Source organism: Ruegeria lacuscaerulensis, assembly GCF_013034685.1.
Taxonomy (GTDB): domain Bacteria; phylum Pseudomonadota; class Alphaproteobacteria; order Rhodobacterales; family Rhodobacteraceae; genus Ruegeria; species Ruegeria lacuscaerulensis_B.
The window spans coordinates 585,757-602,938 of record NZ_WQGO01000003.1; the positions used below are offsets into that span (position 1 = coordinate 585,757).

General features: G+C 58.8%; 16 protein-coding genes. 5 read left to right on the plus strand and 11 right to left on the minus strand.

The window, feature by feature from the left end:
• Positions 1 to 3: 3 nt before the first annotated feature.
• Together GOV80_RS10565 and metG are read right to left on the minus strand one after the other, a co-directional pair.
• Positions 4 to 1,182, minus strand: a complete 1,179-nt coding sequence (locus tag GOV80_RS10565) for an efflux RND transporter periplasmic adaptor subunit (RefSeq protein ID WP_170784537.1) — start codon at positions 1,180 to 1,182, stop codon at positions 4 to 6.
• 274 nt (positions 1,183 to 1,456) lie between these two features.
• Positions 1,457 to 3,175: a methionine--tRNA ligase gene (gene metG, locus GOV80_RS10570; RefSeq protein ID WP_170784540.1), complete on the minus strand. Its 1,719-nt coding sequence runs from the start codon at positions 3,173 to 3,175 to the stop codon at positions 1,457 to 1,459.
• A 257-nt stretch (positions 3,176 to 3,432) separates the two neighbouring features.
• On the opposite strand from metG, the gene GOV80_RS10575 reads away from it, so the two are divergent.
• The gene (locus GOV80_RS10575; RefSeq protein WP_170784693.1) at positions 3,433 to 4,149 is read left to right on the plus strand and encodes an OB-fold-containig protein; all 717 of its coding nucleotides are present in this window, start codon (positions 3,433 to 3,435) and stop codon (positions 4,147 to 4,149) included.
• 33 nt (positions 4,150 to 4,182) lie between these two features.
• A complete protein-coding gene (locus tag GOV80_RS10580) occupies positions 4,183 to 5,844 on the plus strand; it encodes a flotillin family protein (RefSeq protein ID WP_170769511.1) in 1,662 nt (553 codons plus the stop codon).
• Positions 5,845 to 5,874: 30 nt separating this feature from the next.
• Here GOV80_RS10580 and GOV80_RS10585 read toward each other — a convergent pair whose 3' ends face one another.
• From GOV80_RS10585 to GOV80_RS10620, 8 genes are all read right to left on the minus strand, one after another.
• Positions 5,875 to 7,095, minus strand: coding sequence for an MFS transporter (locus GOV80_RS10585; protein WP_170784542.1), 1,221 nt, complete (start codon positions 7,093 to 7,095; stop codon positions 5,875 to 5,877).
• A 70-nt stretch (positions 7,096 to 7,165) separates the two neighbouring features.
• A complete protein-coding gene (locus tag GOV80_RS10590; RefSeq protein ID WP_170769513.1) occupies positions 7,166 to 7,762 on the minus strand; it encodes a YceI family protein in 597 nt (198 codons plus the stop codon).
• Positions 7,759 to 8,973 carry an MFS transporter gene (locus tag GOV80_RS10595; protein WP_170769514.1) on the minus strand — a complete coding sequence of 405 codons (1,215 nt, stop codon included), beginning with the start codon at positions 8,971 to 8,973 and terminating at the stop codon, positions 7,759 to 7,761. The genes GOV80_RS10590 and GOV80_RS10595 overlap by 4 nt, the downstream gene beginning before the upstream one ends.
• Positions 8,974 to 9,038: 65 nt before the next feature.
• Positions 9,039 to 9,659 (minus strand): ImuA family protein, encoded by a 621-nt coding sequence (locus GOV80_RS10600; protein WP_170784544.1) that lies wholly within the window; start codon positions 9,657 to 9,659, stop codon positions 9,039 to 9,041.
• A 48-nt stretch (positions 9,660 to 9,707) separates the two neighbouring features.
• Positions 9,708 to 10,289, minus strand: coding sequence for a retropepsin-like aspartic protease family protein (locus tag GOV80_RS10605; RefSeq protein ID WP_170784546.1), 582 nt, complete (start codon positions 10,287 to 10,289; stop codon positions 9,708 to 9,710).
• Between the two features lie 41 nt (positions 10,290 to 10,330).
• Entirely contained in the window at positions 10,331 to 10,951 is a 621-nt protein-coding gene (locus tag GOV80_RS10610) for a MarC family protein (protein WP_170769517.1), read from the minus strand.
• A complete protein-coding gene (locus GOV80_RS10615) occupies positions 10,948 to 11,340 on the minus strand; it encodes an ACT domain-containing protein (protein ID WP_170784548.1) in 393 nt (130 codons plus the stop codon). The genes GOV80_RS10610 and GOV80_RS10615 overlap by 4 nt, the downstream gene beginning before the upstream one ends.
• The gene (locus tag GOV80_RS10620; RefSeq protein WP_170784550.1) at positions 11,337 to 13,187 is read right to left on the minus strand and encodes an ABC-F family ATP-binding cassette domain-containing protein; all 1,851 of its coding nucleotides are present in this window, start codon (positions 13,185 to 13,187) and stop codon (positions 11,337 to 11,339) included. Before GOV80_RS10620 ends, GOV80_RS10615 begins: the two co-directional genes overlap by 4 nt.
• A 104-nt stretch (positions 13,188 to 13,291) precedes the next feature.
• Here GOV80_RS10620 and GOV80_RS10625 point away from each other — a divergent pair, with 104 nt between their 5' ends.
• Together GOV80_RS10625 and ndk are read left to right on the plus strand one after the other, a co-directional pair.
• Entirely contained in the window at positions 13,292 to 14,494 is a 1,203-nt protein-coding gene (locus tag GOV80_RS10625) for a Bcr/CflA family efflux MFS transporter (protein ID WP_170784552.1), read from the plus strand.
• Between the two features lie 98 nt (positions 14,495 to 14,592).
• Positions 14,593 to 15,015 carry a nucleoside-diphosphate kinase gene (gene ndk, locus GOV80_RS10630; RefSeq protein WP_170352964.1) on the plus strand — a complete coding sequence of 141 codons (423 nt, stop codon included), beginning with the start codon at positions 14,593 to 14,595 and terminating at the stop codon, positions 15,013 to 15,015.
• A 53-nt stretch (positions 15,016 to 15,068) separates the two neighbouring features.
• Here the strand turns inward: ndk and GOV80_RS10635 are convergent, their stop codons facing one another.
• On the minus strand, positions 15,069 to 15,416 hold the full coding sequence (locus tag GOV80_RS10635; protein ID WP_170784554.1) for a TfoX/Sxy family protein: 348 nt from the start codon (positions 15,414 to 15,416) through the stop codon (positions 15,069 to 15,071).
• 213 nt (positions 15,417 to 15,629) lie between these two features.
• Between GOV80_RS10635 and GOV80_RS10640 the strand changes: the two genes are divergently transcribed.
• The gene (locus GOV80_RS10640; protein WP_170784556.1) at positions 15,630 to 17,129 is read left to right on the plus strand and encodes a CHAD domain-containing protein; all 1,500 of its coding nucleotides are present in this window, start codon (positions 15,630 to 15,632) and stop codon (positions 17,127 to 17,129) included.
• Positions 17,130 to 17,182: the final 53 nt, after the last annotated feature.

A 17,182-nucleotide genomic window follows, 5' to 3' on the forward strand; every position in this document is an offset into this window, starting at 1 on the left:
CCGTTATTCTCCCGGCTGCTCAGAGGCGACAACCGCATCAACGGCAACACCCGGACGCACCCGTTGCAAACCCTCGACAATCACGCTTTCCCCTGCGCGCAGCCCATCCTTGACGATGATAGCGGTCTCAACCGTGTTGCCAGTGGTGATATAGCGCTGTTCGACCATCTGCTGATCATTCACGACCAGCACAAACTCGCCCCTCTGATCGCGCTGCAAAGCGGCTTGCGGGATCAACACCTCAGTCGTTGGTTTCAATGCCTCGATCTGCACGCTTAAGAATGCACCATCGACGATCAGACGCTTGGCGTTGTCGAATTGAGCCCGCATCCTGATCGCCCCGGTCAGCGGGTCTATTCGGTTGTCGACAAAGACGATTGTACCTTCCTCATCCAGTTCGGTCCCGTTGGGCAGGACAACTTTTACCACTGGGCTTTTATTGCTTTCCGCAAGCGAGGCGGCGTTTTCACCCACCGCTTGCAGAACCGACGTGAACTCCTTTTCGTTCAGCGAAAAATTCACATAGATCGGGGCTTCGCTGACGATATTCACTAGCGGCGGGTTATTCGGCCCAACTACATCCCCGACACTCGTCGCAGCGCGACCGATACGTCCGTCAAAGGGAGCGTGGATTTCCGTATAGCTGAGATCAAGTTTGGCTTGTTTAATCGCAGCCTGCGCGGACTTGACCTCGGCTTCGGCCACCAGTTCGTTGGCGCGGGCAATGTCGCGTTCAGATTCCGGGGTCGCGTCACGCTCGTACAATTCCTGCTTACGTGCGAGCTCCACCTTGGCCAGTTCCAGATTGGCCTGCGCCCGGTCCAGATCGGCATTTCTGGCATCCAGCGTGGCCTGATAGAGGTCAGGCTCGATGGTAAACAGCAGATCGCCTTCCTTAACCAACGCACCATCTTCCACGTTCTGACTGTCCAGAAACCCGCTGACCCGAGCGATGATATCCGCCTTATTCAGCGCCTCGGCCCGACCGATAAAGGTTGCTTCCTCGGTAATGTCCTGAGTGTAGGCGGCCGCGATTGAAACCTTGGGCGGTTGCGCATCGCCAGTGTCTTGCGCTGTGCTGGGATCGGCAAGTGTAATCAAGCCCAACGCGGCAGCGCAACTGAGCGCTTTGAACGACCGGCCACTCTGCAAAGGTTTCAAAAAGTTTGGATCAAAGAACATGGCGAATGCCTCGTGATGGTCTAACAAAAATCGACCCGACCACCCACTTACAGGCCGAGTCGATTGCACTTTGAGACGAGGATGACGGGTTTGAGATTTTTTCTCAAGCGTATTGAGGTTTTTCGCTGGGGATAAGATCCAGAAAAAATGCTGGAAGTGCGGTTGTTTACGTGGTGTCTTTCGCTTTTTCTCTTTTGGGTTTGGGGTCGTGTGCGAACAGGCGGGCAAGAAAAAAGGGGCCGAAAGGCCCCTTTGTCTTGATCCTTGTTGTTGCCTAGATGCGTGTGCCCGCGAAGCGGGTCTCCCAATCTTCGCGCTGCTCGTCGGTGATCTTGGCGAACAGCACATCCGGCACCGTGAACGCGTGACCCGCAGGTAGCGCTTCCAAAGCCTCGGCCACTTGATCGGGCCAGCTTGTGTCCAGCGTATTCATCGCGCTGAGCATCCGGGCCGAGGTTTCGGGGATGAACGGCGCGCTGAGCACCGCGTAAAGGCGAATCAGGTTCAGGCCCAGGCGGACCTGCGCGGCGGCTTGTTCGGGGTCTTCCTTGAAGGTCGACCACGGCGCCGCAGATTGCAGATATTCATTGCCTGCCACCCAAATCGCGCGCAATTCTTGCGCTGATTTGCGAACCTCCATCGCCTCCATGAACCCTTCATAGGCACGGACGCGGCGGGTGAGTTCCGCGATAAGCTCTTGTTCACGATCACCAAATGTGCCGCCCTCTGGCACCGCCTCACTGAATTTTGAACGGCAGAACTTGGTGATCCGGCTGACGAAATTGCCCAGCACGTCAGCGAGGTCCTTGTTCACCGATTGCTGGAAATTCTCCCACGTGAACTCGCTATCGCTGCTTTCCGGCGCATGGCTCAGCAGCCACCAGCGCCAGTAATCGGCGGGCAGGATCTCAAGCGCCTGATCCATGAAAACGCCGCGGCCTTGGCTGGTCGAGAACTGGCCGCCATCATAGTTCAGATAGTTGAAGGATTTCAGGTGATCGACCATCTTCCACGGCTCGCCCGAACCCAGAATTGTGGCGGGGAAGCTGAGCGTATGGAAGGGCACGTTGTCCTTGCCCATGAATTGTACGTAACGGACGTCATCCGCACCTTTGTCGGTGCGCCACCAGCGTTCCCACTCTGCATCCGGTTTGCCGCTGGCATCGGCCCATTCCTTGGCGCAGGCGATATATTCGATCGGCGCGTCGAACCAGACATAGAAGACCTTGCCTTCCATCCCCGGCCAGTCCTGATCGCCTTTCTTCACCGGCACACCCCAGTCCAGATCACGGGTGATGCCGCGATCCTGCAGGCCGTCGCCGTCATGCAGCCACTTCTTGGCAATCGAAGTCGTCAAGATCGGCCAGTCGGCTTTGCTGTCGATCCATGCATCCAGCTGATCTTTCATCGCGGATTGGCGCAGATACAGGTGTTTGGTCTCGCGGATCTCTAGATCCGTCGAGCCGCTGATGGCGCTGCGCGGCTCGATCAGGTCGGTTGGGTCTAACTGCTTGGTGCAGTTTTCGCACTGATCGCCGCGCGCGCGGTCATAGCCGCAGTTGGGGCAGGTGCCCTCGATATAGCGGTCAGGCAGGAACCGGCCATCGGCGTTGGAATAGACCTGTTTCTCGCTGACCTCCCGGATCAGCCCGGCCTCGTCCAGCTTGCCCGCAAAATGCTGGGTCAGTCGTTTGTTCTGATCGCTGGAAGACCGCCCGAAGTGATCGAAGCTCAACCCAAAGCGGTTCGCGATATCGGCCTGAACGGCGTACATATCGGCGCAATAGTCTGCCACCGGTTTGCCCGCCTTTGCTGCGGCCAACTCGGCTGGCGTGCCGTGCTCGTCGGTGGCACACAGGAACATGACCTCATTTCCTCGTCCGCGCTGGTAGCGTGCATACAGATCAGCTGGCAATTGCGAGCCGATCAGGTTGCCGAGGTGCTTGATCCCGTTGATGTAAGGGATCGCCGAGGTGATGAGAATCCGAGCCATTTTGCGTTTCCACGTATCTAACTGCGCGACCGTCTACCTTATGTGACCGCCCAGCAAAACCCCGGCTTTCACCCACATGTCATTTTAGACACGCATCTATCAGAAAACGCGCCACTGATGCGGCCGCCGATTGTACCCGGATGACAGCGCACAATAACCATAGGTTGTAAATTGGAATCACAACCTATTGAATTTCGAGAAATGACTTCCCATATGAAGTGTATACCAAAGTATACAATGACGAGGGCGATCCGCTGATGTTCGACTTTTTGCTCGAGGGTGCTTTTGTGCCCTTTACCCTTTCGCTTGCGCTGCTGTTCGGTCTGCTGGCGCTAGAGCTTGTGGCTCTGGCGATCGGCGGCAGCTTACTGGCGGGTGAGGGCGAGATTGACCTGGATGCGGTTGATGCGCCTGATCTGGATGTGGCCGACCTTGATCTGGACATCGACGCGGATGTTGATCTGGGTGACTTTGAGCTGGCCGAGATCGAGGCTGATGCGCCGGGGGCCGAACCGTCCGGGCCGATGGCTTGGTTGGGTCTGGGTAAGGTGCCCTTCATGATCTGGCTGGCGGTGCTGCTGGCGGGCTTTGGCCTGTCGGGCATGGGCCTGCAACTGGCGCTGCGCGACCTGCTGGGTTTTGACCTGCCATCTTGGATTGCCGCCATCCCGGCTGGCGCATTCGGACTGTGGTTCGCACGCGGCTTTGGCGGTGTCTTTGCCCGCCTTCTGCCCAAGACCGAGACCGAAGCGATGTCGGAACGGATGCTTGCTCGCCGTCGTGGTGTGATCAGCCAAGGCACCGCTGCGCGCGGCCGACCGGCCGAGGTGCGCGTCATGGATCGCTTTGGCAACAACCATTACCTGCGCGCCGAGCCACTGCAGGACAAAGAGATGCTGGAGCAGGGCACGGATGTCCTTGTTCTACGCGACAGACGGCGCGACCGGTTCGTTCTGGTCGGCTTGTCAGACTAACCAAATTTCAAACCCCAACTCGGAGGATTTTGCATGGAAGTTCAATTCCTGGCCGTCACGGTTGTGACTATTCTGGCCGTACTCTTGTTCATTGGCCTTGTGCTGGGCCGTCTCTATCGTCGCGCTACGCGTGAAGTCAGTCTGGTGAAAACCGGGGCAGGCGGCAAAAAGGTCATCATGGATGGCGGCGTCATCATTGTGCCGCTGCTGCACGAGGTCAGCCCCGTTAACATGAAGACCCTGCGCCTGGAGGTGCAGCGCAGCGGTGAGGCCGCGCTGATTACTAAAGACCGGATGCGCGTGGACGTAGGTGTCGAGTTCTACGTCTCGGTCATGGCGACCGAAGAGGGTATCGCACGTGCCGCGCAAACGCTGGGCGACCGCACTTTCGACGTTGAGCAACTGCGTGAGATGATCGAAGGCAAGCTGATTGACGGCTTGCGCGCCGTGGCGGCTCAGATGACCATGGATGGTCTGCATGAGAACCGCGCCGACTTTGTGCAAGAGGTGCAGAATGCGGTGTCCGAAGACCTGTTGAAGAATGGTCTGTCGCTGGAATCTGTCTCGCTGACTGCGTTGGATCAGACACCGTTCGAGGCGCTGGACGAAAACAACGCCTTTAACGCCGTGGGTATGCGTAGGCTGGCCGAGGTAATTGCCGTGTCCAAAAAGGAACGCGCGCAGATCGATGCTGAGGCCGAGGTTGAAGTGCGCCGCGCCGCGATGGAGGCGGAACGCCAAAAGCTGCTGATCGAACAGGATGAGGCGCAGGCACGGATTGAGCAGGCCCAAAAGGTCGAAACCATGCGCGTGGCGCAAGAGGCCGAAATCGCAGCCCGGACCGAGGACTCGGTGCGCGAGACTGAACGCGCCCGGATCGCCCGTGAAGAAGCCATCCGTTCGGCCGATATTGAGCGTGAGCGTAAAATCCGCGACGCAGAGATTGCTAAAGAGCGTGAGATTGAAGTGGCCGAACAGGAACGTCAAATCATCATCGCGCAGAAATCCGAAGAGGAAAGCCGCGCGCGTGCATCTGCCGACTTGGCCCGTGCCGAGGCGACCAAGGCAACCGAAGCCGTCGCGACCGCCCGCGAGGTGGCCGAAGCCGAGCGGATCAAGCAGATCGCTCTGATCGAAGCCACGCGTGAGGCCGAACGTCAGGCGACCGCGATCCGGCTGGCCGCGCAGGCCGAGAAAGAGGCCGCCGCTGACCGCGCCGAAGCCCGCCGCGAAGAGGCGCAGGCCGAGGCGGACGCGCTGAACATCCGGGCCGAGGCCAAGAAAAACGACATGCTGGCCGAAGCCGAAGGCAAGCGCGCCATTGTCGAGGCCGACAATGCTCTGTCCGCGGCCCAGATCCGCATGAAGGTCGATATGGCGCGGATTGAGACGATGCCATCGATCATCTCGGAGATGGTCAAGCCTGCGGAAAAAATCGACTCGATCAAGATCCATCAGGTGGGCGGCATCGGGGCCGGGGCCTCGGGCGGCGCGGCCAACAGCGACAAGCCGGTGGTCAATCAGGCACTGGATTCGATCATGGGCATGGCGGTGCAGATGCCCGCGCTCAAGAAGCTGGGCGAAGAGCTTGGCCTGTCGATGGAAAACGGTGTCGGCGGCGTAGTGAACGGAGCGCTAGAGCAGACGCAGGACCCCGTCGAGGGGCTGGAGGACGAGACGCCTCCGACCCAGTAACAAAAGGAAGGGCCGGGATTTCCCGGCCCTTTATTCTTCGCGCGACCGCTTCAGCAGTCGCCCGATGGTGAAGGATGTGCGTGGAGCATAGACATAGTTCGTGCGTTCGTCCGGGGTTGGGCGCGACCGCATCCGCGCTAGACCGAACACGATCAGTCCCATATGACCTACTGCCACAAAGGCAAACAAAGCACCCGGCCCATACTGCTGGATCAGCGTGGATGAGATATAGGGTGAGGCAATAGCCCCCAGCGCGTACCAAAACATCAGCGCGGCAGAAAGCTCAACCCGTTGTTCGGTCGTGGCAAAGTCGTTGGCGTGGGCAGAAGATACCGAGAAGATCGGGAAGGTGGTCAAGCCAAAGAACCCAGCTGCCAGCATGACACCGAGGGTACCGAACCCGCTGACCGCCATAGTGATGCCGCAGCTGAGCACTGCAGCGGCGGACAGCCAGATCAACACCCATCGCCGATCATATTTGTCGGCCAGCCATCCCAGCGGGTATTGCGCTAGCGCGCCGCCAAGAACGAAGGAAGCGAGGAAGAAGGCGATCTGATCCACACCTAGCCCGACCTCTTGCCCATAAACCGGGCCGACCATGCGAAACGAGGCAGAGCTGAGCGCTGACACAATCACTCCGGCCACCGCCAGAGGTGAGTTTGTCCAGGCCAGTCTGGGGCGCAGGCGGGGCGCGTCGGGCGTCTTAGGCTGGCTGGCCCGGGTCAGGGCCAGAGGCAACAGCGAAGCACAGCACAAGATGGCCAGCAGGTTGTAAGACACATAAGACGCGGGTGGCAGCACGGCGATAATCAATTGCGCGCAAAGCGACGCGCCCAGATCGGCGATGCGATAGCTGCCCATGACGCGGCCACGCGACTCGTTTGTGACCTTGGCGTTCAACCAAGCCTCAATCACTGTATAGCAACCAGCAACGCAGGTGCCTGACGCGATCCGCAGTACGGCCCATATGTTCGGGTTTTCAGTCAGAGTATGGCCCAGCAAACCCATCGCACCCAGGGCCGTACACACAGCAAATGCGCGCGAATGTCCGACGCTGCCCATGAGGCGAGGTGCCCACCAGCAGCCAACAAAGAATCCTATGAAATGCGCGGACCCCAATAAGCCGATCTGCTCGGTCGAGAAATCCAGTGTCAGGCCCGAGATGGCGTCAAGCGGGCCGACGCCTCCGGTCGAGAGCTGTAGCAAAATGACCGAAAGAAACAGGGCGGCAAAGGAAATCATCGTGCGCATAACGCCCCCACCTTGCGGCATCCGGCATAGGAATCGCGCAGCTTATCGACTTTGTCGCGTCGTTTTTTTGCTATTGGGTCCGTTGAATCTCTGCTCTGATATCCAGCCCGACCGTATCCTGAACCAGATCTGCAAAACCTGAGGCGCCGAAGTCGTGCCGGTTCAGCTCGCCTGTCAGGCGGATGGACAGGTCATCCAGACTGTCCGCAGCGCTGCCGGGCGCGCGAAACAGGTCGGCCTTCAGTTCGATCGGCATGGTGACTCCGCGCACTGTAAGGTCTCCGTTGATGATGGCCCCGTTCGAGATACGACCGCCCTCACCAAGCTGAACACTGGTTGAGACGAAATGGATGGTTGGATATTCCTTTGCCGCTAGCACGCTCTCGCTGAGCATGGGTTTGCGGGCGAAGGGCAGTTTGGTGCGCGCCTTGGCGACGTTCAGGATCACGTCCACCCGACTGTTGAGAAGATCATTCAGGTCGATCTGTATGTCGGCAGACTCGATTGGCATGGTGCCGGATTGGGAGATGCCGGACAGGTCAAAGGTGAAATCGACGGATGTCTCTTCGGGGACCAGTTGATACGTGCGTGGCGCAGCCAGCGCCGAACTCGCAAGAGTCAGTGCAATCAGGCTGGCCAGGACTGTGCGTCGAGTTAGTTGGGTCATGCCATGACCTCCTGCCTGCGGGGGCGCGATCGTTTCAGCAACATCAGCAGGATTGCGATGTTCAGCCCGTTCCAGAGAATGCCGTTGATAAAGGCCAGTTGATAATTTCCGGTTACGTCGTAAATCCAACCCGACATCCAGCCGCCCAAGGCCATGCCCATGATGGTCATCATCATGACAAAACCTACACGGGCTCCGGCCTCTTGCGGGGGCATGTATTCACGCACGACCAGCGCATAGCTGGGCACGATGCCGCCCTGTGCCAGCCCGAACATGAGGCTGATGATGTACAGCGAGACCATGCCGTCATAGGGCAGGAACAGGAACAGCGCGATACATTGCAGGATCGACCCGATCAGCAGGGTCATCAGCCCGCCCAGCTTGTCGGCCACCATCCCGGAAATCACGCGGCTGACCACGCCGCCCAGCAACATCAGCGACAGCATCTCGGCTCCGACAGCGGGGCCATAGCCCAGCCCGACGCAGTATGAGACAATATGGACCTGCGGCATCGACATCGCGACGCAGCACCCGATCCCGGCCAGACCCAGTATGTATTGCAACGCGCGTGGTGAGATCCCGACGCTGCTGGCCTTGATTCTGGCGCTGGCGGCTGCGGTCTGATGCGCTTCGGCCGGAACCTGACGGCGCAGCAACAGGGACAGTGGGATGACGATGGCAGGCGTGATCATGGCAAGCGTCAGATAGACCTGCTGCCAGCCGTCCCGCGCCAAAATGTCCGACAGAAGGGTCGGCCAGATGGCGCCTGACAGGTAATTGCCGCTGGCCACCAGTGCCACGGCAATACCGCGCCGCTTCATGAACCAGTGCGAGATATCGGCGATCAGCGGCCCAAACCCGATGGAGGTGCCCAGCCCCACCAGCAAATGTGCCAGTGACAGGGTGATCATGTTCGGCGCCAGCGTTGCCAGCACATAGCTGACGGTGCTGAGTATGGCGGCCCCGATCAACGCTTTGGTCACACCCAGCCGATCGACCAGTTGCCCCAGCCACATGTTTCCCAACGCAAAGCCTACCATGGTCAGAACGTACGGCAGCGAGGCTTCGGCCCGTCCGGCGTCGAACTGTGTCTCAATCGCGGGCATCACCACGATCACCGCCCACATGCCGACATTCGCCACCGTAGCGATGGCAAGTGTGATCGTGAGGCGTAGCCAAGAATAGCGGCTGTCGTGGATTGCGTGGCTCATTCCCGGAACGCTAGGGCGCAGGGTGGGGGTTGGCTAGTCACTTCTTTCGTGATCACGTGGTGGTGTCACGCCGATACCTCGTCGGTTGCCGTTCTTTGCAGGTTCAATCCGGCGCGCGGTTTGGTCTGGGTGGCCTGCCATGTGACTGGGGGTAGGGCGCGGGCACGGCGGCGGGTTAGGGTCCAGCGGCGCGCCTCTTGAGTATGGTTCGCGGCCATGTGCCAGCGCGTCTCAACCCCTTGCGCGCCGCCGTCGCCGGGTGTCAGCAACAGCCCCAGTGGGGCCCGTCCCATCGCGCCGCCCTGTTCGGCCGCCAGATGCATCCGCCGCACGGGCGTCAGCCCCGGCGCGCAGGGCAGATCACCGATCACCAGCGGAACGGCCCCGCTGCGCAGTGCCTCTTCCAGACACCACAAGATATCCTCGGCGCGGGTGGGGTGGACAAAGATGAACCGGGCGGGGTCGACAAAGGGCATCATGCCGTCGGGGTTCAGCTGGCCCGGCTCCCACGCGGGGGAAATCCACAGCACGGGGCCTTGCGCTTGACCAGCCAGCCAGACGGCGAAACTGCGCCGGGCAGGGCCGCAGGCTTCGTGCACGCGGCCCAGTTGCAAGGTGATCTGAGGGTGCAGCGCCAGCCCCGATATATCACGTGCGGGTTTGCGGCCAAGAAGCGTTGTGGACATGCCGACAATCTAACATGTTCTTATTTTGTTCTCAATCCTGAAATGCCTCTAGCGAGACAGGATCATACGCCCGTCCGCGAATTGGATGTTCGAAAACAGATGCAGGTAATCCATCCCCAACAGCGACTGGTGCAGCTCGCCCTCATTCACCCAGGCTGAGATATTCTGATCGGTGATCGGGCCCAAAGTGACCGTTTCCAGCCGTACAGGCGCGGTGCGTACCTCGCCATTCGCAGTCAGAGCGCGTCCGAAATAATTCAATTGGTTCAGGTCAACGCCGATCCGTTCAGCGTCGCGGGAGCTGAGGACTATCTGGCTGGCACCGGTATCCACTAGGAAAGTGATCGTCTGACCATCGACCTCGACCGGCAGGTAATAATGGCCATCTGCCGAGCGGGGCACTTCGATCGTTTCGCCGGTCACGGTCAACTGCGGCACCGGGCTGACGGTCGAGCGGATATCTTCCCACAGGCCAACGACGGCGATTACGCCGATGAAGATGAATACCCAGGCCATGGCCTGTTGCAACGTCTTGTTCAGCGTCTGCCGGTTTTGCGAGATGAACCACGCGACAACCGCCACGCCCAACAGGCTGAGATACGCCAAACGTGCAATGCTATCCCCATCCATACCGATATCCTAACGGGTTGACCTGACACGTATATGGGGGGTCAGGAGGCAAATCCAAAGGCCTTGAGGCCATCCAGAATGAATTGAACCGACAGCGCCGCAAGCAGCATCCCCAACAAACGGGTCAGCACATTCAACCCGGTCTTGCCGAGGATGCGCGCGATCACGCCGCCTGACAGGAAAAAGATCAGAACTACCGCCATGACGGCCAGCATGACGATACACGCTTCGACAATGCCCAGAACGCCGGGATGCTGCCCCGCCAGCAGGATGATCGTGGCAATCGAGCCCGGCCCCGCGATCAGCGGAATGGCCAGCGGGAACACGGACGGGTCAGGGTGCTCTTCTTCCTCGGCTCTATCCTCGCGCCGTTTGGTGCGGCGGTCGAACAGCATGTCCAGCGCCGTCAGGAATAGAAGCGCGCCGCCTGCGACGCGGAAGGCCTCCATCGAGATTCCGACAAAGCCCAGAACCGCCTCACCAAACGCGGCAAAGGCGATCAGGATGCAAACGGCAGTCAGGCAACTGCGGATCGCCGTTTTGCGGCGTGTCGCGGCGTCCATATCCTGTGTCAGAGCCACGAAGATCGGCGTGGTGCCGAACGGGTCGATCACAACGAACAAGGTGGTGAAAGCGGTGATGAAGAAGGCCAGGTCGATCATTCTGCGGCACCGCGCTGAAGTTCTGTCAGGATTGGCACGGCCTTATCGGCCTGATCGCTGGGAACGTAAACGTGGTCATGGTGATACCCCGCGACCATGTTTGCCGGAATGCCGGCTTGTGCAAGTGCGCTTGAGACGGCAGCGGTGAGGCCCACACCTTCCAGCGAGGAATGCACCTGCAGGGTAATGCAGCGCATAGGGACTGCGCCGGTCTGTGCTGCCTCGAAGGGAACGATCAGCGAAAGGCCCTCGGCCTCGATACAGCTGGCCCGTGTGCCCTTTGGCCATTCTGCGTCGGAAGGCCAGACAACAAAGGCATATTCACCGGGCTGAAGCGCGGGGCGCATACCGGCAATCATGGCTTTGGTTTCGGTCACGGGGGATGTCATGACGCTTCGGCTTCCTCCAGACGTTCTGCGGCGGCGACCCACAGAGCTTCGGCTTTTTGCATCGCTTCAACCACCTCGGCGAATTTGCGGTTCCAGGTTTCCAGATCGTTGATCCGATCATCTTCATACAAGGCTGGATCAGCCAGTTTAGCAGACAGCTTTTCATGCATATCCGTCAACTTCTCAATCCGGTCCTCGCATTTGCGCAGATCGGCGCGTAGCGCCAGCATTGCATCGCGTGAGGGGCGTTTGGGTTTCGCAACTGCAGGTTTTTCCTTGACCGGCTTGTCGCGGGCCAGCAACAGGGCGCGATAGGCTTCCAGATCGCCCTCGAACGGTTTTACCGTCCCGTCCGAGACCAGCCACAGCCGATCCGCAACCAGCGACAGCAGGTGCATGTCGTGGCTGACCAGCACCACCGCGCCGGAATAGGCGGTCAGCGCCTCGACCAGCGCCTCGCGGCTTTCGATGTCCAAATGGTTGGTCGGTTCATCCAGGATCAGCATATGCGGCGCGTCGATCGTGGCCAGCAGCAGCGACAGGCGTGCTTTCTGGCCGCCCGACAGACGCCCGACCTCTGTATCCGCCTGGTCGGCATTGAGGCCAAACCCGGCCAGACGGGATCGCCACTTGCCCGGTGCCTCATCCGGGCGCAGGCGGCGCAGGTGGTCCAGAGGAGTCTCGTCCACATACAGCTCATCCACCTGATGCTGGGCGAAATAGCCGATGCGCAGCTTAGAGCTGCGGGTCATCTTGCCTGCCATCAGGGGAAGGCGGTCGGACAGCAGTTTCGACAGAGTCGATTTGCCCTGACCGTTCTTGCCCAGCAGGGCGATGCGGTCATCCTGATCAATGCGCAGGTTCAGACGGCGCAGCACTTCGGTGCCGCCATAGCCTGTGATACCGCCCTCAAGGTGAATGATCGGGGGCGACAGCTCCTCGGGCTCAGGGAAAGAGAACGCGCGCAGGGCGGCCTCTTGCGGGGTTGAGACAAGCTGTATGCGCTCGATCATCTTCAGACGCGACTGGGCCTGCACGGCCTTAGTGGCCTTTGCGCGGAAACGGTCCACGAAGCTTTGCAGATGGGCAATGCGGGCCTTGGCCTTGGCGTTCTCCGCTTCCGCCTGAGCAATGCGTTCGGCGCGGCGTTCGGCGAATTTGTCGTAAGGCACCGCGTAGTAGGTTAGCTTGCGATCTTCCAGATGCAGGATCGACCCCACCGCGCGGTTCAACAGCCCGCGGTCGTGGCTGATGATGATGACCGTGTGCGGGTATTTGGCCAGATAGCTCTCCAGCCACAGAGCGCCTTCGAGATCCAGATAGTTGGTCGGTTCGTCCAGCAGCAGCAGGTCGGGCTGCGAAAAAAGCACCGCTGCCAGCGCAACCCGCATCCGCCAGCCGCCCGAGAAATCCGAGCAGGGTTTCAGCTGATCCTCATCATCAAACCCCAGGCCCTTCAGGATCGAGGCTGCGCGGGCTTCGGCGGACCAGGCGTCGATATCGGCAAGGCGAGTCTGAATCTCGGCAATGCGCGAGGGATCGGTGGCGCTGTCGGCCTCGGCCATCAGGGAACTGCGCTCGGTATCAGCCGCCAGAACGGTATTGATCAGCGAGACATCGGAGGAGGGCACCTCTTGCGCCACACCGCCGATCCGTGCGCGTTTGGGCAGCACGATATTGCCCGATTCCAACGCCAGTTCGCCCCGGATCAGGCGGAACAGAGTGGTCTTTCCGGTGCCGTTGCGGCCCACAAGACCCACCTTGTGCCCATCGGGGATGGTTGCACTGGCCCCGTCGAACAAGGGGCGGCCTTCAACGGCGTAATTGATGTCTTCGATCCGTAGCATGGGCCGCTCTTAACAGAGGTATGATGCCGCCGCCAGCGGCTTGGCATGTTCAACACGGGATCAATGTGATAGCGCTGCCATGTTTGAATGAAGTGGAATGTTTGATGCGGCCTGCGCAGTCCCCTCCGTCCTTGATCACGTTGGTTTTGCTGACGGCGCTTTCGGTTCTGTCGCTGAACATGTTCCTGCCATCGCTGCCCAGTATCGGCGCGGCACTGGAGGCGGAATACGGCCTGGTGAACCTGTCGATCGCGGGTTATCTGGCGCTGTCGGCAGTCCTGCAACTGATCATGGGGCCGTTGTCCGACCGGTTCGGACGCAGGCCGGTATTGCTGATCTGTATGGTCATCTTCGTCATTGCCTCGGTCGGTTGTGCGCTGGCGCAGTCGATCTGGGTGTTTCTAGGGTTTCGGATGCTGCAAGGTGCCGTAGTGGCCGGGCAGGTGCTGGCCCGCGCCGCGATACGAGATATGCATCCACCGAATGAGGCCGCGGCAAAGCTGGGTTATGTCTCGATGGCTATGGCGCTAGCACCGATGCTGGGGCCGATGCTGGGCGGTCTGCTCGAGATGCTGTTCGGCTGGCGCGCCGGGTTTATTTTGTATGTTCTTCTGGGCGCGGGCCTCTTAGCGTTGATATGGGTCGATCTGGGTGAGACCAACACTAACACAACAGCTACCTTCGCCGCGCAGATGAGGCTCTATCCGCAGCTTTTCAATTCACGTCGGTTTTGGGGCTATTCCTTCTGTGCGGCGTTTTCGATTGGAGGGTTCTATGCGTTTATCACCGGTGCGCCTTTGGTTGCAGCAACGTGGTTCGATCTGAACCCCGCGCTACTAGGGTTGGGGATTGGGATCATCACGCTGGGGTTCATGGCGGGCAGTTATCTGACCGGGCGTCTAGCGGCGCGGGCCCGGCTGAATATTATGATTCTGATTGGGCGTGTGATTGCCTCGGTTGGGCCACTTGTGGGTCTTGTGGTGTTCGCAGCCGAGGGCGGCAGCGTCTGGACCTTTTTTGGATCAGCCATTCTGGTGGGGTTCGGCAACGGGCTGACCGTTGCCAATGCCACCGCTGGTCTGATGTCTGTACGTCCGCAATTGGCGGGTAGCGCTGCGGGGCTGTCTGGCGCGATGACTGTGGCGTTGGGGGCCGTGCTGACCATGGCCACCGGGGCCTTGGTTACTGCCGCGAATGCCCCATTTATCGTTCTTGGCATGATGTGCCTCAGCAGTTTCGCAGGGCTTCTGTCCATCCTCTATGTTCGTCGGGTTGACCAGTTGGACCCATTGCCGGACACGATCTGAGCGCTGCGCCACATAACACTTTTCTTGGACTAAATACCGTGCTAGGCGGCGCGCGATGGATTTCGGCGCAGCGCGCCAAACACGAAGGAGAGGCCGATATGGCACTGGAACGCACATTCTCGATCATCAAACCTGATGCAACCCGCCGCAACTTGACTGGCAAGATCAACGCCAAGTTCGAAGACGCGGGCCTGCGCATCGTTGCGCAAAAGCGCATCCACATGACCAAGGAACAAGCCGGTAAGTTCTACGAAGTGCATGCCGAGCGCCCGTTCTATGACGAACTGTGCGAATTCATGTCGTCGGCTCCGGTCGTTGTTCAGGTTCTGGAAGGCGAAGGCGCCATTGCCAAGAACCGCGAAGTCATGGGCGCAACCAACCCCGCAGACGCAGCTGCTGGCACCATCCGCGCCGAGTTTGCTGAATCGGTTGGCGAAAACTCGGTCCACGGCTCAGACGCACCTGAGACCGCAGCGGTTGAGATCGCCTATTTCTTCTCGGGTATCGAATTGGTCGGCTAAGCTTTAGCCTTAGCAGAATTCAGGGCCGTTCCCGTTACCGGGGGCGGCCTTTTTCATTCGGGTTTGAGGTCCGCAGCCGAGATCCGCACGCCGATCGCATCCAGATCAGCGATGATCTGCATCTCAGGCGCGGTGCTGACACTGGCCTTGATCGCATCGAACCGTTTGCGCAGCGCCTTCTTCTCCTCGCCTTTGCAATCGTTCCATGGACGCCCCTGAAGGCCCATGACCAGCACGTAGTACCCGATGAAATGCGGGCGAGAACCCGACTGCAATAGTTTCGTGTAGGCCGCATCTGGTCCCAATTCCCGCAATCCTTGCGCCGAGTGTATCCCGGCACGAGCACAGGCCTGTTCGAAAGCGGGGCCGAGGTTGCGTATGGATGAGACGGGATCGGACATGTGAAAAGTCTTATGATACGGTGTATCCTCTGTCATCCGAATTTCACCGTGAATGCTTCCCGGTCGTAGTACCTTTGCCTGCAGGACCAAGTTAAGATTTCACGGGCAAATACCGTCATGAGGTCCTTTCGTGCCCAAGACTATGGAAATCGCTGAAAAACAAATGCTTACCTGCAAGATGTACATGCGATCCGGGCGGCTGGAGGGTTTTTGATGGGCAAAGAAAGTTCGGTGTTCTTCTTGTCAGGTCGGTTTGACGAAAAAGCTATCGAAGGGGTGCTCAAGAATCATTGGAACTTGACGATCGGCGAGTCATCAAAACGGCTTTTTCACATCCTAGATTGCCATGACCAATCTCTTGTGTCCAAAGGCAAACTTTTGATTGAAACTGATGGAAAGTTGCATCTGTTTTCCTTTAAGCGACATGTGACGCAGCAGGGCAGTGGCGCCGGACAGTTCGTTCAAAATCTACCAAACGGCGCGGTCCGGTCAGGATTGGCAAAGTTTCCCACGCTTCGGGCGCTCATTCCGGTTGCGTCTGGAACTGTGAAGGTGCGCAAGTTCTCGGTTCTCGACGACTTGCGAAAGACACGTGTTCAAGGCCAGGTGGTTGATCTTGTTTCGGATCATGGACGTGCGACGATTGTGGTTTTGTGCCAAGTGAGCGGGCCATCTTCAAGTTTGAAAAATATCCGTAAGTCAATTGAAAAAAACAAAAATATACGAAACGCGACTGGGGTTTTCACTGCGCTGTCTCCGGACACGCCGCGTTATCAGGCCAAACCCGATATCCCCCTTGCTCGAGCACAACCCACTGTAGATGTGGCGACCAAGATTATTGGGACCTATCTGGCGGTGGCGCGCCAAAACGAAAATGGTGTGATCGCAGATTACGATACCGAGTTCCTGCATGACTACCGTGTCTCACTCCGGCGCATCCGTTCGGTACTCAGCCTGTTCAAAGGAGTGTTTTCACCTCATCAGACGATGGGTTTGAAGAGAACGTTTTCCGATCTTATGGCCCCGACCAACCGGTTGCGCGACCTTGATGTCTATCTACTTGAGAAAAATAATTATTACAGCATGATACCGGAAAACCTTCATGTTGGTGCCGAGATCATGTTTGCACAGTTTGAGGCAGAGCGTAAAAGGTCATGGAAAGTTCTATCTCAGAAATTCAGAAGTGCGTCCTATAACCGGTGTATGTTGGAACTGAGCAGACAAATCACCGATCCGAAGAGTGCACAGACCGGCCCGAACGCAGATATTGCCGCTTATGACTTCGCCCGCACTATGATCTGGAAACGCTATTGCAAACTGTGCAGATTGGCGCGTAGGATTACGTCGAATTCGCCCGATGCCTTGGTCCACGACCTGAGGATCGAAGGGAAGAAACTCCGTTATTTGATGGAGTTCTTTGGTCCTTTGTTTAACCAAAAATCGTTAACAACCATTCATAAGCCGCTGAAAAAACTGCAGGATAACCTAGGTCGATTCAACGACTTCTCGGTTCAGCAACAATCGTTGCTGGAATTGGTGGATCGGCAGGTTGAAACCGAAAAGCCCGAAATCGCCCAGCTCGCTCTGTCCGCAGGCGGGCTAATCACTGTACTAAAACAACGCCAAGAGGCAGAACGCCAGCGTGTGATCGCGCATCTTCGTGGTTTGGACAGCCCCGAGATCAAACATCAGTACCGGAGGCTGTTCCACTGACAGCCTGCCAGCCCCGTTGGTTCGGTGGCAAAGCCTTTCCTCATATGAGATAG

Coding starts and splice junctions, on each gene's coding strand:
- GOV80_RS10565 (WP_170784537.1), bottom strand. CDS start 1,182: ATGTTCTTTGATCCAAACTTTTTGAAACCTTTGCAGAGTGGCCGGTCG.
- metG (WP_170784540.1), bottom strand. CDS start 3,175: ATGGCTCGGATTCTCATCACCTCGGCGATCCCTTACATCAACGGGATC.
- GOV80_RS10575 (WP_170784693.1), top strand. CDS start 3,433: ATGTTCGACTTTTTGCTCGAGGGTGCTTTTGTGCCCTTTACCCTTTCG.
- GOV80_RS10580 (WP_170769511.1), top strand. CDS start 4,183: ATGGAAGTTCAATTCCTGGCCGTCACGGTTGTGACTATTCTGGCCGTA.
- GOV80_RS10585 (WP_170784542.1), bottom strand. CDS start 7,095: ATGCGCACGATGATTTCCTTTGCCGCCCTGTTTCTTTCGGTCATTTTG.
- GOV80_RS10590 (WP_170769513.1), bottom strand. CDS start 7,762: ATGACCCAACTAACTCGACGCACAGTCCTGGCCAGCCTGATTGCACTG.
- GOV80_RS10595 (WP_170769514.1), bottom strand. CDS start 8,973: ATGAGCCACGCAATCCACGACAGCCGCTATTCTTGGCTACGCCTCACG.
- GOV80_RS10600 (WP_170784544.1), bottom strand. CDS start 9,659: ATGTCCACAACGCTTCTTGGCCGCAAACCCGCACGTGATATATCGGGG.
- GOV80_RS10605 (WP_170784546.1), bottom strand. CDS start 10,289: ATGGATGGGGATAGCATTGCACGTTTGGCGTATCTCAGCCTGTTGGGC.
- GOV80_RS10610 (WP_170769517.1), bottom strand. CDS start 10,951: ATGATCGACCTGGCCTTCTTCATCACCGCTTTCACCACCTTGTTCGTT.
- GOV80_RS10615 (WP_170784548.1), bottom strand. CDS start 11,340: ATGACATCCCCCGTGACCGAAACCAAAGCCATGATTGCCGGTATGCGC.
- GOV80_RS10620 (WP_170784550.1), bottom strand. CDS start 13,187: ATGCTACGGATCGAAGACATCAATTACGCCGTTGAAGGCCGCCCCTTG.
- GOV80_RS10625 (WP_170784552.1), top strand. CDS start 13,292: ATGCGGCCTGCGCAGTCCCCTCCGTCCTTGATCACGTTGGTTTTGCTG.
- ndk (WP_170352964.1), top strand. CDS start 14,593: ATGGCACTGGAACGCACATTCTCGATCATCAAACCTGATGCAACCCGC.
- GOV80_RS10635 (WP_170784554.1), bottom strand. CDS start 15,416: ATGTCCGATCCCGTCTCATCCATACGCAACCTCGGCCCCGCTTTCGAA.
- GOV80_RS10640 (WP_170784556.1), top strand. CDS start 15,630: ATGGGCAAAGAAAGTTCGGTGTTCTTCTTGTCAGGTCGGTTTGACGAA.